General features: G+C 67.4%; 14 protein-coding genes. 3 read left to right on the top strand and 11 right to left on the bottom strand.

Going from position 1 to position 14853, the window contains the following annotated elements:
• Positions 1 to 117: 117 nt before the first annotated feature.
• Positions 118 to 1722: an ABC-F family ATPase gene (locus U858_RS0106785; protein ID WP_025136414.1), complete on the bottom strand. Its 1605-nt coding sequence runs from the start codon at positions 1720 to 1722 to the stop codon at positions 118 to 120.
• 256 nt (positions 1723 to 1978) lie between these two features.
• Between U858_RS0106785 and U858_RS0106780 the strand changes: the two genes are divergently transcribed.
• The 3 genes from U858_RS0106780 to U858_RS0106770 are packed head-to-tail and all read left to right on the top strand — an operon-like array spanning position 1979 to position 5525.
• Positions 1979 to 3577, top strand: a complete 1599-nt coding sequence (locus tag U858_RS0106780; RefSeq protein ID WP_157838782.1) for a CHASE2 domain-containing protein — start codon at positions 1979 to 1981, stop codon at positions 3575 to 3577.
• Between the two features lie 6 nt (positions 3578 to 3583).
• Positions 3584 to 3937: a hypothetical protein gene (locus U858_RS0106775; protein ID WP_025136412.1), complete on the top strand. Its 354-nt coding sequence runs from the start codon at positions 3584 to 3586 to the stop codon at positions 3935 to 3937.
• A 7-nt stretch (positions 3938 to 3944) separates the two neighbouring features.
• Complete coding sequence (locus tag U858_RS0106770) at positions 3945 to 5525, top strand: M48 family metalloprotease (protein ID WP_232786503.1); 1581 nt, start codon at positions 3945 to 3947, stop codon at positions 5523 to 5525.
• Between the two features lie 32 nt (positions 5526 to 5557).
• On the opposite strand, the gene U858_RS0106765 is transcribed toward U858_RS0106770, so the two are convergent.
• From U858_RS0106765 to U858_RS0106720, 10 genes are all read right to left on the bottom strand, one after another.
• The gene (locus tag U858_RS0106765) at positions 5558 to 6535 is read right to left on the bottom strand and encodes an LD-carboxypeptidase (RefSeq protein ID WP_025136410.1); all 978 of its coding nucleotides are present in this window, start codon (positions 6533 to 6535) and stop codon (positions 5558 to 5560) included.
• Entirely contained in the window at positions 6532 to 7023 is a 492-nt protein-coding gene (gene tadA / locus U858_RS0106760; protein ID WP_029953607.1) for a tRNA adenosine(34) deaminase TadA, read from the bottom strand. The genes U858_RS0106765 and tadA overlap by 4 nt, the downstream gene beginning before the upstream one ends.
• Positions 7024 to 7033: 10 nt before the next feature.
• A complete protein-coding gene (locus U858_RS0106755) occupies positions 7034 to 7882 on the bottom strand; it encodes an HAD family hydrolase (protein WP_025136408.1) in 849 nt (282 codons plus the stop codon).
• A gap of 106 nt (positions 7883 to 7988) precedes the next feature.
• Positions 7989 to 8489 (bottom strand): hypothetical protein, encoded by a 501-nt coding sequence (locus U858_RS0106750; protein ID WP_029953606.1) that lies wholly within the window; start codon positions 8487 to 8489, stop codon positions 7989 to 7991.
• Positions 8490 to 8640: 151 nt separating this feature from the next.
• Complete coding sequence (gene mnhG, locus U858_RS0106745) at positions 8641 to 8982, bottom strand: monovalent cation/H(+) antiporter subunit G (RefSeq protein WP_025136406.1); 342 nt, start codon at positions 8980 to 8982, stop codon at positions 8641 to 8643.
• Entirely contained in the window at positions 8979 to 9260 is a 282-nt protein-coding gene (locus U858_RS0106740) for a K+/H+ antiporter subunit F (protein ID WP_029953605.1), read from the bottom strand. The genes mnhG and U858_RS0106740 overlap by 4 nt, the downstream gene beginning before the upstream one ends.
• An 11-nt stretch (positions 9261 to 9271) precedes the next feature.
• Positions 9272 to 9754 carry a Na+/H+ antiporter subunit E gene (locus U858_RS0106735; protein WP_029953604.1) on the bottom strand — a complete coding sequence of 161 codons (483 nt, stop codon included), beginning with the start codon at positions 9752 to 9754 and terminating at the stop codon, positions 9272 to 9274.
• Positions 9754 to 11385 carry a monovalent cation/H+ antiporter subunit D gene (locus tag U858_RS0106730; protein WP_025136404.1) on the bottom strand — a complete coding sequence of 544 codons (1632 nt, stop codon included), beginning with the start codon at positions 11383 to 11385 and terminating at the stop codon, positions 9754 to 9756. Before U858_RS0106730 ends, U858_RS0106735 begins: the two co-directional genes overlap by 1 nt.
• A complete protein-coding gene (locus U858_RS0106725) occupies positions 11382 to 11726 on the bottom strand; it encodes a Na+/H+ antiporter subunit C (protein ID WP_025136403.1) in 345 nt (114 codons plus the stop codon). Before U858_RS0106725 ends, U858_RS0106730 begins: the two co-directional genes overlap by 4 nt.
• A complete protein-coding gene (locus U858_RS0106720) occupies positions 11726 to 14638 on the bottom strand; it encodes a monovalent cation/H+ antiporter subunit A (protein WP_025136402.1) in 2913 nt (970 codons plus the stop codon). Before U858_RS0106720 ends, U858_RS0106725 begins: the two co-directional genes overlap by 1 nt.
• Positions 14639 to 14853: the final 215 nt, after the last annotated feature.

Here is a 14853-nt window from a genome sequence, read left to right as displayed (position 1 = left end):
GATAGCCCAGCAGGATTGCGGCAGGCTGAACGAAGTTCAGCCTGCCGCCAGGGAAATACAGGAATAAGTCTGAAAAGCGGGCCGGATGCCGCCAGCCCGCGCGTCAGACGCCGGCCATCAGGCCTCGATGCCGCGCGAGGACAGGTAGTCTTCGTAGCCGCCGCGGTAGTCGACGATCTCGCCCGTGGGCAGGATTTCGATCACGCGGGTGGCCAGGCCCGACACGAATTCACGGTCGTGCGACACGAACACCAGGGTGCCTTCGTACTTTTCCAGTGCGAACTGCAGCGACTCGATCGATTCCATGTCCAGGTGGTTGGTCGGTTCGTCGAGCAGCATGACGTTGTGCCGGCCCAGCATCAGGCGGCCGAAGGTCATGCGGTTCTTTTCGCCGCCCGACAGCACCTTGGGCGCCTTGGGCAGGTCGTCGGCCGAGAACAGCAAGCGGCCCAGCACCGAGCGGATCGACTGGTCGTCGTCGCCCGGCTGGCGGTGGTCGCCCATCCAGTCCAGCAGGTTGATGTCGGTTTGCTGGAACTGGTCGGACACGTCCTGGGCCATGTAGCCCAGGTCGGCGTTGTCGGACCATTTCACGGTGCCCGAATCCGGCGCCAGTTCGGTGGCCAGGAGACGCAGCAAGGTGGTCTTGCCCACGCCGTTGGCGCCGATGATGGCGATCTTTTCGCCGGCATCGACCATGGCCGAGAAGTTGCGGATCACGGGCGCGTCGTAGGCCTTGGTCAGGTTTTCGACGGTGACGGCCAGGCGGTGCATGACCTTGTTCTGCTCGAAGCGGATGTACGGGTTCTGGCGCGACGACGGCTTGACCACGACCTGCTCGGCCTTGATGCGGTCGATCTGCTTCAGGCGCGAGGTAGCCTGGCGCGACTTGGACTTGTTGGCGGCAAAGCGGCGCACGAAGTCCTGCAGTTCGGCCACGCGTTCCTTGGCCTTGGCGTTGTTGGACACCAGGCGTTCGCGGGCCTGGGTCGAGGCCAGCATGTAGTCGTCGTAGTTGCCCGGGTAAATGCGGATTTCACCGTAATCCACGTCGGCCATGTGGGTGCACACCTGGTTCAGGAAGTGACGATCGTGGCTGATGATGATCATCGTGCTCTGGTAGCCGTTGAGCACGTTTTCCAGCCAGCGGATCGTGTTGATGTCCAGGTTGTTGGTCGGTTCGTCCAGCAGCAGCACGTCGGGATTCGAGAACAGCGCCTGCGCCAGCAGCACGCGCAGCTTCCAGCCCGGCGCCACTTCGCGCATCGGCAGGTTGTGCTGGTCGACGGCGATTTCCAGGCCCAGCAGCAGCTCGCCGGCGCGGGCTTCGGCGGTGTAGCCGTCGTACTCGGCGAACTTGGCTTCAAGGTCGGCCGCGCGCATGTAGTCGTCTTCGGTGGCTTCCGGATTCGCGTAGATGGCGTCACGCTCGGACATCGCGGCCCACATCTCGGTGTGGCCCATCATGACCACGTCCAGCACGCGCAGGTCTTCGAAGGCGAACTGGTCCTGGCGCAGCTTGCCCAGGCGCACGCCGGGTTCCAGCGACACGTTGCCCGCCGACGACTCCAGGTCGCCGCCGATGATCTTCATGAACGTGGACTTGCCGGACCCGTTGGCCCCGATCAGCCCGTAGCGGTTGCCTTCCCCGAACTTGACGCTGACGTTCTCGAAAAGGGGCTTGGGACCGAACTGGATGGTGAGATTGGCGGTGGATATCACGGTGGTTTTGGCTGGGGGAGGAGTGAGTTGCGAAGGTCGCGGGCGTCCAGGGACGCATCCGGCGAAACCCGATAGTGTACCAAGCCCGGCCGACCGGCGTCGTACCGCGGCCTTCGCGGCATCGCTCCACCGCATCCGTCCCCGTACCATTTGTTGTCTTAACGTAAATATTTGTATTAAATGGGGTACCATTGCAACGAAAAATCGCATGGCCTGCCTGGCGGGCCATGCCGGCTGATCCCACCTTCCCCGCTACGTGACCGATACCCCCTCGTCCGCCGGAAACGTCAGGTTCTATTTCCGGTCACTCGTCATCGCCGCGCTCGTCGCGATCGTCATGCTCTGGGCCACGCCCCGGCTGGCGCCCAGTTCCGACCTGCTGACCTACGCCGTGGCGCGCCTGCAGGCCCGGCTGGTGGGCGGCTACTACAGCCCCGCGCACCGCAACGACACCACCGTCGTGCTGATCGATGACGATTCGCTGGATCCGCAAAAAGGCGCCTGGCCCGTGCCCTACCGCACGCATGCCCGCTGGCTGCGCAATATCGGCCTGATCCACCAACCCCGGGCCCTGTTCCTGGACATCACCTTCGACCGCGAGCGCGACGACCCGACGCTGCCCGAGCTGATGTCGGCCCTGTGCGAGCTGCGCGACGCGGGCGTGCCGGTGTTCCTGGCGGCCCTGCCCGGCGCAGACGGCGCGCTGCGGGTGCGGTCAGGGCTGGCCAACCCGGTCGGGCAAGCGCCTTGTTTCACGCTCGTGGATGTGCGTTATGCGCCCAGCAAGGTCGACCGGCTGGTCTGGAGCTATCCGCTCTGGTCCGACCCCGACACGCGCAGCGCCGCCCTGGCCATCGCGCAGGACGCGGCAGGCATCACCCTGCCCCGGACGCGCGACGCCATGGCCCTGACCTGGGGCGTGAACAACCTGGACCAGCGCCGCTTCACGCCCGACTGCCGCCTGGCCCGTGGCGGCATCGGCGAAATGCTGCCTGCCTACCTGCGCAAACTGCTGGGCCAGGCCGATGCGGACATGCCGGTGTGCCCCTACACCCGCACGCTGGCCTTGTCCGAACTGCGGGCCGCGGACGCCGACCAGGCTCGGCTGGACGACCTGCTTCGAGGTCGCTACGTCATGATCGGCGGCGCGCTGAGCGGCTTCAACGACACGGTGCTGTCGCCCGTGCATGACGTCATTCCCGGCGTGTTCATGCATGCCATGGCGCTGGACAACCTGCTGACCTACCAGGACCGCTACAAGCGCGCGGTGGAATGGGATATCTGGCCGAACATCCTGTGGCTGCTGGGCATTCCGGTCGTGATGGCCGCGCATTTCCTGCATTGGCTGGCCCAGTGGCTGGCCCGGCGCCTGCGCGAACGCAGCGCCCGCGCCAGACAGTGGCTGGTGGCGCCGACGCAGTGGAACTTCGAAGCAACGAACCCGGATGGCGCCGCTGCCCTCCTGCCGGCCCCGCTCGCGGCGCTGGCTGCGGCGCCAAGCCTTTCGGCGCGCGCCCGCCTGCTGGCCCGCGTGGCGGCGGATCGAGCCTCGCGCCGCTGGCTCGCCCGCAAAGCCGGCGGCAAGCTCGTGATCGTGCTGGCCCTGGCACTGCGCAAGCTCGGCACCATCCTGCTGTCGTCGCTGGCCGTCATGCTCATCGTGCTGATCGCCCAGGCCTATGTGGATGTCGGCACGCTGCCCATCGTCGACCTGGCGATCCTGGCCCTGGCCGCGCACTGGCTGGGCTGGACCAACAAGATCACCGAATTTCTTATCGGCAAACCCGGGGACCGGCCCGCTGCGCCCCCGCCCGCCCCCCAGCAGGAACCTTCCGCCAAACTTCACCAGGAGTAGCCCCGCATGACCTCGCTTTCCTCCCTGATCGCCGCCACCGCGGCGGTGCTGGCTGTCTCTGCCACGCCGGCCGTCGCGGCCGACCAGATCGTCGGCGCCAGCATCAAGCCCCTGCCGCTCTATGCCCAGCCGGGCGGCACGACCCCCGCGGCCAAGTCCGACGGGCAAGGCATGCCCTGGCCCGTGCTGGAAACCCGCGAAGAGTTCTACCGCGTCAAGGTGGACGGCGGCGACTATTGGGTGGACAGCATGCAGGTGCGCGTGTCGCGCAATTCCGCGGCCCAATGCGGACCCGTGATCAAGCGCGTGCCCGGCCCCACGGGGTCCACCGCCGGCGCGGGCGAGAACGCCTGCCGCTGACATGCCGATGCGTACCCCACACGCCTTGCGGCTCGCCCCCCTGACGTTGGCGCTGGCCCTGGCCGGCTGCGCCAACCTGCCCGGCGGCAGCACGTTTTCCGTCAAGACCGGCGAACTGCCGCCGCCGCCCACGGGCCGCCAGTGGCCGGATGCCGAACGCGATGCGCGCAACCAACGCGCCGCGCAGATGGGCCTGGTGTCCATGCCCGACATGCAGGCCTACCTGAACGGCCTGCTGGGCCGCATCAAGGATGCCGCGGGCGTGCCCGACTGGCCCGGCCGCGTCTACATCACCGCCTTGCCGGCCCTGGATGCCCAGAGCACCGGCGCGGGCAACATCTATCTGTCTATCGGCTGGCTGCAGTCGGCCGAATCCGAAGACGAGATCGTCGCGATCCTGTCCCACGAATTCGGCCATGTCTACCTGGACTACCACCAGCTGGAATCCGCCAACGCCACCACCGACCAGGTCGCCACGCTGGCCGCGGTGGGCGTCGCGCTGGCGCAGAAAGCCGGCAGCGCTGCCGGCTGGAGCCCGGTCGACAGCGTGATTGCCTCGTACACGCTGGGCAAAGACGTGCTGATTCCCGCCTGGAGCCGCCAGCAGGAAGAAAACGCCGACCGCTTCGGCGCCACCGTCAGCCTGCGGCTGGGCTACTCGTACACGCAGGGCTTCAAGGCTTTCCTGGAACGGCAGGCCACCTGGGAGGCCGACAACGCCACACTGCAGGAAGCCTCGCGCAAGCGCATGGTCGAACAGGTCAAGCAGGCGGCCGCGCAGGACACCCGCAAGCAGGCCGCCGCCAAGGGCAACACCCTCGCGCCGCTGACCGACATGCAAGCCTCGCTGAACGCCGGCATGGCCGCGGCGGGCGAAGACCTGCGCAATGGCCTGGACGACTTCTGGAAAAAGCTCACGGTCAGCCACCCCAGCACCGAGGCCCGGCTGACGTCGCTGACGGCCCAGGTCACGCCGCTGATGGCCGGCAAGCCGCGGCCCGCGGCCACGACCGCGCCCTGGGACAAGGCCCGTGCGCAACGCCGCAGCGCCGCCACCCTGAAGAATTACCAGGCGGTCAATGCGGCCCAGCAAGCCTTGCAGGCGCAGGACTTTGCCCAGGCCCGCAAGCTTGCGGCGCAGGGCGCGTCCGGCCCCACCGCCCAGCACGCCCTGCCCTTGCTGACGCTGAGCCTGGCGCAAGGCGAATCCGGCAAGCCCGGCGCGCGCGCCAGCGCCTTGCTGGACCGCAACCTGCAGTCCGAAGGCGACCGCGCCTGGCAGATCTATGTCTTGCGCGCCAACACGCTGCTGGGCGCCGGCCAGCGCGGCCCGGCCACGACGGTGATGAACCAGGGATTCGACTACTTCAAGGATGCGGCGCTGGCCTGGCCGGAGGCCATCCGCTTCTACGGACAGGCCGACAGCTGGGACCGTGCGCGCAAGCTGGCGCAGGAATGCGGCTCGCGCTTTCCCACGCACGCCAGCGCGTGCAGCAAGGCGGCGCAAAGCCCCGCCGAGCAAGCCGAGGCCAAGCGCCGCGGCGAACAGAAGGCGCAGTCGCTGGTCGACAAGCTGTTCAAGAAGTGAAGTGACGGGCCGGGCGCCGTGCCCGGTTCGCCTCAATGGTGGTGTTCGTCCAGCACCAGGTGGGCCAGGCCGTCTTCGGTGGCGATGCCCACCTTCTGGCCGATCGGCAGGGTCGCCTTGGTGGCCACGTGGCCGTAAGGCAGGCCGGTGATCACCGGTACCTTGACCGTCTTGCGCAGCCACGCCACCACTTCGTGCAGGTCGTAGCCCTTGTCGTGCGGCGCCAGCTTGTAGTCCGAGAAGCGGCCCAGCACGATGGCCTTCTGCTTGCCCAGGATGCCCGCCTGCCACAGCTGGATCAGCATGCGTTCGATGCGGTACGGGTGCTCGGCCACGTCTTCCAGGAACAGGATGCCGCCGCGGATCTTCGGCATGTAGGGCGTACCGATCAGGGACGCCAGCATGGCCAGGTTGCCGCCCCACAGGATGCCGCGGCAATCGACCGGATCGGCGTCCTGGGTTTCGAAACTGAGGATTTCCAGTTCGCCGCGCATGACTTCGCCGAACAGCGCTTCGGTCAGGTCGTCGACCTTCTTGCCGCCGAAATCATAGATGGCCGTGGCGCCGGTGTAGCTGACCGCGCCGGTCTGGGCCAGCAGCGCCAGGTTGAAGGCGGTGAAGTCGCTCATGCCGACAAAGCGCTTGCCGCTGTCGGCCATGGCCTTCCAGTCGATGGCGTGCAGCAGCCGGCCCATGCCGTAGCCGCCGCGGGTCACCATGACGATGGGCAGCTTCTGCTTGGCGGCGCGCGTCAGGCTGGCCAGGCGCTGGGCATCGGTGCCGGCAAAGCGCTGGTGCTCGGCCAGCGCGGTGCGGTCCAGCGCGGTCTTGAAGCCCTGCTGCGCAAGGCGTTCGCGCGCCAGTTCGACGGTGTGCGGGTCGCGCACGGCCGACGATGGCGAGATCAGGTAGATGCCGCGGGCGTCGGGGACGTTGTGGCGGTGATCGTGGCTGTGATCGTGGCCGCAGGCGTCGCCGCACTCGTGGTCGTGATCGTGGGTGTTGCTCATGCGATGGATTCCTTGGCGCGGCGTTCGCGGAAGAACCGGCGCAGCAGGTCGCCGCAGGGTTCGGCCAGCACGCCGCCGGTGACTGAAGTGTGATGATTGAGTTTGGGCACCGAGCCCACGTCCAGCACGCTGCCGCAGGCGCCCGTCTTGGGGTCGTAGGCGCCGAACACCACCCGCGCCAGCCGGGCATGCAGCATCGCGCCGATGCACATGACGCAGGGTTCCAGCGTGACATACACGGTGATGCCGGGCAGGCGATAGTTTTCCAGCGCGCGCGCCGCGCTGCGCAAGGCGACGATTTCGGCGTGCGCCGTGGGGTCGTGGTCGATGATGGTGCGGTTGTAGCCCTGACCCAGGATGTCGCCCTGGGCCGAGACCACCAGCGCGCCCACCGGCACTTCACCGATGTCGTAGGCGGACTGTGCCAGTTCCAGCGCCTGCGTCATGTAGCGGGCGTCCTGTGCGGTCCAGGGCGGCTCGGCCGCCATGGCAAGCGGATCAACCACGGTACACCCGCGATTTCAGCGCGATGCGGCCAGCCAGGCTGGTGACCGCTTCTTCGAGCCATTGGTAGAGTTCGGCGTTTTCGTCGTAGCGGGCCTGGTTCAGGTTCGACACCCGCCCTTCTTCGATGAAGCCCCAGGCGCGGCTGCGCTTGTCGCGGTGCTTCGGGTCCCACACGCCAAAGGCGAAACCGCCGGCGCGGCGGATCAGCGAGAAACACGGAATGTCGGTATAGCCGTCGCCCACGAACACCATCTGGTCGAACGGCACGCGCAAGCGGTCTTCGGGCACCTTGCGGTTGACCTCGAACGGCTTGTTGCGAAAATCGCGGCCGATGATGCCCTTTTGAATGTGGAACAGGTAGCGCGTCTTGTCGGTGAAGCTGACGATGCGGCGCGGAAACGTGATGCCGCCGTCGTCGCCGTAGACGAATTCCGAGGCCCAGATTTCGGTGAATTCGTGCGCAATGGGCGTGGACCGCACCACGTCGCCGATGCCGCTGGAAATCAGGTAGAACTCAAGCTGCACCTGCGGCTGCTCGGCCCGCACGGCCGCGCGCAGGCGCTGGAACAGCGTGGTGACGCCGTCGTGCAGTTCGAGCCGCGCGCCCCACTCCTGCAGGCGTTGCTGCGTGATCAGGCCGTGCTTGCCCTCGCGGGACAGCTGGATCATCTGGTAGAGGTAGGCGGGAACGGGGTCCCAGTCCTGCTTGGACAGCAGCGGATCCACCTGGTCTTTCCAGAAGGACGCCGTGTCCACCCCGATGCTGTCCAGGAAACCGGACGTGCTGTCCGAGGCCAGCGTGTCGTCGAAGTCGAAAATCAGGGCGATGACGTCGGACATGGATATGCGTAAGTAAGGGCGACAGCCGCCATTTTGCCTGAATGTGGCGGCTGTCGCCCTCAAGGGGATGCCATGAGACCGTTATGAGCCGGTCAGGCTGTCTTCATCAGCGCATCGGCGCGGGCGGCGGCGGGGCCATGCCCGGGGCGGGGGCCATGCCGGGAGCCGGCGCCATGCCCGGGGCCGGCGGCGCCGGCGGCACGGTATTGGCCGGCACCTGGATCACGGTTTCACGCAGTACGCCGCCGCCCTGCACGCTGCCGCGCACCTGGGTGGGTTGCGTCATGCCAGTGATGCAGTCCTGGCGGGAATCGGCCGGCAGGCGGTTGCAGCGGTCGATCATGTTCTGCTGGTGCTGCTCGGTGGTGCCATCGCTGAGCTGCTTGCGGTTGGCTTCCTGGCGCGCCGCGCCGGCTTCGCGCATGCACGCGGCACGGTCCTGGCCAGTGCTGCCGTTCTTGCAAGCCGCCACATCCTGTTCGTATTGCGCCTGGATGCCCGCGCGGCCGATCGGGTCGGCCGCCTGGACCGCTCCGGCGGCCAGCATCAGGCCCGCCGCGCAAAGGGATGCCGCAAGGCGTTTGGTATGCATGGGACGTACATTCATGGTCAGCTCCTTAAAGAGATTGAACCCGAACGGTGCGGCCTCGAAAGACCCGCCACCGTTTGCTTGATACAACTATCCCACGATGCCTCAAAGGGGACATGTCAGGCAACGTGCAATCGTAAGCCGACGTATCAGATGCTGCGACGCAAAATCAGCGCGCGTCCAGATCGGCATCCGCGCGGGTCAGGCGATTACGGTAGGTAGCCGCGCGCATCAGCAGCATTGCCGTCACCGGCGAAGACACCACCAGCAGCAGCGTGATGATCACTTCGTGAAACACCGGCCGCCCCGCCATCGACGAAAACACCAGGATGGACGCGGCCAGCACGCTGCCGCAACCCAGGGTGTTGCCCAGCGTCGGCGCATGGATGCGGGCGTAGAACGAGCGGAACCGCAACAGGCCCGCCGAGCCGGTCAAGGCCAGCAGGCCGCCCAGCACCAGGAGAATGCTGGCCGGAATGCTTGCCCACAGGGGGATGGGGGTTTCGATCATGGCTCGATCACCTCGCCGCGCAACAGGAAGCGGGCCATGGCGGTGGACCCGACAAAGCCGAACAGCGCGATCAAGAGCGCGATGTCGAAGTACACCGACGTGCCCGAACGGATGCCGAAAACCAGCATCGTCAGCATGCCGTTGATGTACAGCGTGTCCAGCGCCAGCACGCGGTCTTGCGCGGTGGGGCCGCGCAACAGGCGGATGGCGGCGAACACCATGCCCAGCGCGAAGCACACCAGGGCAAAGGACGCCGCCAGGTACAGGACGTTGTTCATCAGTATGGCGTTCATTCGAAGATCTCCATCAAGGGGCGCTCGTAGCGGTCTTGCACCAGGCGGATCCAGTCGTCTTCGTTCTGCAGGTCCAGCACGTGCAGCTTGAGACGATGGTCGTCGGTCAGGTCGACCCACACGGTGCCCGGCGTGTAGGTCACGATGCAGGCCAGCATGGCCAGGCCGTGGGGCTCGCGCATGGTCAGCGGAATCATGATGAAGCCGGGCGAAAAATCATTGCGCCGCGGGTTCAGGATGAGCTTGGCCACCGCGATGTTGGACTTGATGATGTCCAGCGTGACGTGCAGGAACAGCGGAATCACCTTCCACAGGCGCCGCGGCTTGGCGCGCAAGGGGCGCAGGCGCGAAGCCGCCCAGGTGAACCACAGCGCCAGGGCGATGCCCAGGGCGATCTGTCCGGCCGACAGGCTTTCGTTCAGCACCAGCCACAGGACGAACAGGAAGACGGGCAGGAAAAGGAAGTAAAGGCGGCGCATCAGCTTCCTCCCGGGGTGGCGCGCACCGTCTGCGCAGACATGACGGCTTCGATGTAGCGGGTGGGTTGGTCCAGCGAGCGGGCGGCGTCGTCCAGGTAGGCCGACACCGGGCCCGCGCCGGCCGCCAGGCCCACGCAGAGCAGCAGCAAGATGGCAACCGGCCCCGCTTCGATCACGCGCAGGCGCGGCGTGCTGCGGTCGTCGCTGGCCCAGAACACGCGGATGCCGGTACGGCCCAGGCCGATCAGCCCGGCCAGGCCGGACACCAGCACCGCTGCCACGAGGATCCAGGCGTCCATGGGCGGCGCCGATTCGTTGGCGGCCGACACCGCGGCCGACAGCAGCGAGAACTTGGCCACGAAGCCCGACAGCGGCGGCAGCCCGGTCACGAGCAAGGCGCAACAGATGAAGGCCAGGCCCAGGAACGCCATGGCGGCCGGAATGGCCACGCCCACCACGTCGTCGGACCGGTTGACCGAGGTGGGGTCATCCAGATCGAAGGCGTCCAGCGTGACCGCCAGCACGTTGGCGCCGAAGCTGCGCGTGCGTTCGATCAGTTCGGCCAAGAGGAAGAACGCGCCCGTGGTCAGCACCGAGCTGATCAGGTAGAACAGCGCTGGCCCGGTCAGCGTCACGCCGGGCATGCCCAGCGCGGTCAGCAGCGTGCCGGCCGAGACGATGACGCAGTACCCCACCATCTTTTCCAGCTGCTGGGTGGCGAGCAGGCCCAGGCCGCCGAACAGCAGCGTGGCCAGGCCGGCGGCGAACATCCAGTCCAGGCTGAAGGCGGCCGGCGCACCGGTAGGCAGCAGCAGCGAGCCGATGCGCAGCAGCGCGTAGATGCCGACCTTGGTCATGATCGAGAACATGGCCGCGATCGGCGCGCTGGCCGAGCCATAGCCCTTGACCAGCCAGAAGTTCAGCGGCCACGCCCCGGCCTTGACCAGGAAGGCCACGCCCAGAATCGCGGCGCCGGCCTCGAACAGCATGCGGTCGGCGCCGGTCAGGTGGCCCGCGCGCAGGGCCAGGTCAGCCATGTTGAGCGTGCCGGTCACGCCGTAGATCAGCGCAATGCTGATCAGCAACAGGAACGACGCGACCAGGTTGACCGCGATGTACTGCAGGCCGGCGCTGACGCGCGCCACGCCCGAGCCATGCAGCAGCAGGCCGTAGGACGCCGCCAGCAGGACCTCGAAGAACACGAACAGATTGAACAGGTCGCCGGTCAGGAAGGCGCCGTTCAGGCCCATCAGGAGGAACTGGAACAGCGAATGGAAATGCACGCCCGCGCGGTCCCAGCGGGCCAGCGAATACGTGAGCGTGGCCAGGCCCAGCACCGCGGTCAGCGTCAGCATGACGGCGGCCAGGCGGTCGACCACCAGCACGATGCCGAACGGCGCGGGCCAGTCGCCCACCAGGTAGACGCCGACGCCGTCGGGCCAGACGCCCGGCACCGCGCCGCCGGCCACGGCCAGCAGCGCAATGGCCCAGACCAGTTGGGCCAGCGTGGAGACCGTCGCGATGGCGCCGCGCGTGTACCGGCTGGTATCGGCCAGCAGCAGCATCGCGGCGCCGGCCAGCAGCGGCGTGATGATGGGCAATACAGGAAGATGTTGAAGCCAGAAACTCAAGATTGGGACTCCCGTCCATCGACGTGGTCAGTGCCCGTCAAGCCGCGCGAGGCCAGCAGCACCACCAGGAACAGCGCGGTGGTGGCGAAACCGATGACGATAGCCGTCAGCACCAGCGCCTGCGGCAGCGGATCGGCGTGCCAGGAAGGATCATTGATCATGGCCGGGTCCACCACCGGCGGGCGGCCCGACTTGAGGCGGCCCATGCCGAAAATGAACAGGTTGACCGCGTAGGAGACCAGCGACAGGCCCATGATGAACTGGAACGTCCGTGGCCGCAGCAGCAGCCAGACGCCCGAGCCCGCCAAGACGCCGATCGCGACGGCGTAAATCAATTCCATCAGGCTTCCCCCGTTTGTGCGGCTGCCTGGCTTTCGGCGGCCGCCTTGCGTTGCGCGCGCAGCGATTGGTGAGCCAGCGCCACCAGCACCAGCACGGTGGACCCGACCACCAGCATGTAGACGCCCAGGTCGAAGAGCAGCACGCTGGACAGGTGCACGTGGCCCACCAGCGGCAAAGCGATGTCCCAGGCCAGCGCGGCCAGGAACGGTTTGTAGGCCAGCCAGGCCGTGACCGCGGCGGTGCCGGCGAACAGCAGGCCGATGCCGATCCAGTTCTGCGGGTTCAGGCGGCTGCGCGATTCCACCCAGTACACCCCGCCCACCATGTATTGCAGGATCACGGCGGTGGCGAAGATGAGGCCGCCGACGAAGCCGCCGCCCGGCTGGTTGTGGCCGCGCAGCAGGAAATACACCGAGATCAGCGCGGCCGTGGGCAGCAGCAGGCGCACCAGTACGGTGGGCACCATCATCGAGCCCTTGGGCACGAGGGCCTTGATGTCGGGCGCGGCCGGCACGGGGCCGTCCTGGTCGATCTGCTGGCGCGGCAGGTCGGCGCTTTCGGCGGCGGGCCGGAAGCGGCGCAGCAGCGCGTAGACCGTCAGGGCCACGATGCCCAGCACCGTGATTTCGCCAAAGGTATCGAAGCCGCGGAAATCGACCAGGATCACGTTGACCACGTTGGTGCCGCCGCCATCGGGCAGCGCCCGGTCAACGAAATAGGACGAAATGGTGTCGCCTTGCGGGCGCACCAGCACCGCGTAGGCCAGCGCGGCCATGCCGGTGCCGGCGGCGGTGGCCATCAGCAAGTCGCGCAAGCGCCGGCCGCGCGCCCGCAGCGTGGCGCCCAGGCCTTCGTCCTCGTCCTGCTCGATACGGCGCGGCAGCCAGCGCAGGCCCAGCAGCAACAGCACCAGCGTCACGACTTCCACCGACAGCTGCGTCAGCGCCAGGTCGGGCGCCGAGAACCAGACGAAGGTCAGGCAGGTGACCAGGCCCGCGCCGCCGGCCAGGGCCAGCGATGCCAGGCGGTGATACTTGGCCTGGTAGGCGGCGGCCACGGCGCAGACGCAGCCGACCAGCCACAGCAGTGCAAAGGCCGGGTCGACATCCGCCATGCGGCCGGTGCCTTCCAGCCAGCCCCCTGCCCGCAGCGGCAGCCAGGCCACGAACAGCGTGCCCAGCACGATCAGCAGCATCTGCACCTGCAGGCGCGACGAGGCCAGCCAGCGCAGCAGCCAGGCGGCTGCCACGCTGGAGCCGTCCAGCAGCGTCTCGAACGACCGGCGGCCATCGAGCCGGTAGATGAACGGCACGCGGCCCGGGTTGGCGCGCTGGTGCGCGCGCAGCGCCAGGTACAGCACCACGCCCGAGGTCATGGCCACGAAGCTCATGACCAGCGGCAGGTTCACGCCGTGCCAGACCGACAGGCTGTACTCGGGCATGTCGTTGCCCAGGATGCTTTGCGCGGCGGTGGCCAGGAACGGGCCCAGGGTCACGCCCGGCAGGATGCCGACCAGCAGGCAGATCAGCACCAGCAATGCGCTGGGAAACAGCATCCAGCGCGGCGGCTCGTGCGGGGCGCGCGGCAGGTCGGTGGCCGGCGGGCCGAAGAACACTTGCAGGATGAAGCGCAGCGAATACGCCACGCTGAAGGCCCCCGCCACCGTGGCCGCCAGCGGCAGCCCCATGCGGGTGACCCAGTCGCCGCTGACGAAGGTGGTCTCGGCGAAGAACATTTCCTTGGAGATGAAACCGTTGAGCAGCGGCACCCCGGCCATGGACGCCGCCGCCACCATCGCCAAGGTCGCCGTGATCGGCATGGCCTTGTACAGGCCCGACAGGCGGTTCAGGTCGCGGGTGCCGGTTTCGTGATCGACAATGCCGGCCGCCATGAAGAGCGAGGCCTTGAAGGTGGCGTGGTTGACCATGTGGAACACCGCCGCCACCAGCGCCAGCGAGCTGTTCAGGCCCAGCAGCAGCGTGATCAGGCCCAGGTGGCTGATGGTGGAATACGCCAGCACCCCTTTCATGTCCTGCTGGAAAATGGCCGCGTAGCCGCCCAGCACCAGGGTGATGAGGCCCGCGCCGCCGATGATCCAGAACCATTCGTCGGTGCCGGCCAGCACCGGCCAGAAGCGCGCCAGCAGGAACACCCCGGCCTTCACCATGGTGGCCGAGTGCAGGTAGGCCGACACCGGCGTGGGCGCGGCCATGGCGTTGGGCAGCCAGAAATGGAACGGGAACTGCGCGCTCTTGGTCAGCGCGCCCAGCGCCACCAGCACCAGCACGGCCGGATACCAGGGATCGGCGCGCACCAGGTCGCCCGAGGCCAGCACGCGGTCCATGTCGTAGCTGCCGACGATATGGCCCAGGATGAGCACGCCGGCCAGCAGACAGAGCCCGCCCGCGCCCGTGACCGTCAGCGCCATGCGCGCGCCGCGGCGGGCGTCCAGCCGGTGATGCCAATAGGCGATCAGCATGAACGAAGCCAGGCTGGTCATTTCCCAGAACATGACCAGCTGGATCAGGTTGCCCGACAGCACCACGCCCAGCATGGCGGCCATGAAAGCCTGGAAAAACGAGAAAAAGCGCGGCACCGGGTCTTCCGGCGACATGTAGTAGCGCGCATACAGCACCACCAGCGCGCCCATGCCGGAGACGATCAGGGCGAACAGCCAGGCGTAACCGTCCATGCGCAGCGAGAACTGCAGCCCCAGCGCGGGCGCCCAGGGCATGTCCACGCGGATGACGCCGCCGTTGGCGACTTGAGGATAGAGGCTGCCCACCAGAACCGCGCACGTCAGGGCGATGATGCCCGCCAACCAGGCCTCGGCATTGCGGGCATTGGAAGGCAGCAGCGCGGCGCACAGGCTGCCGGCAAACGGCAGAGCGAGGATCAGTATCAGCGACATGGCGTTCCGAGAATGTCCGGGCCCCCTCCCGCCAGCGCAAGCAGCGAGAGACGAAACAGACCGGGGATTGAAAAACGGACGGAACCCTGGCCCGGTGCGTCGCTGCACTACACGTTGCCCCGTGGGGACATCAACCAACGCCCATTGAACGGCGCAGACAGAAACAAACGCAATAGCTTTCTTGCAAGACCGGCCAAGAATCTCATCCGAAAAAT

It is taken from the genome of Achromobacter sp. DH1f, assembly GCF_000633435.1.
Classification (GTDB): Bacteria; Pseudomonadota; Gammaproteobacteria; order Burkholderiales; family Burkholderiaceae_B; genus Achromobacter; species Achromobacter deleyi.
The sequence above is the reverse complement of the archived record's forward strand: the minus strand, read 5'-3'. Positions and strand labels throughout refer to the sequence as shown.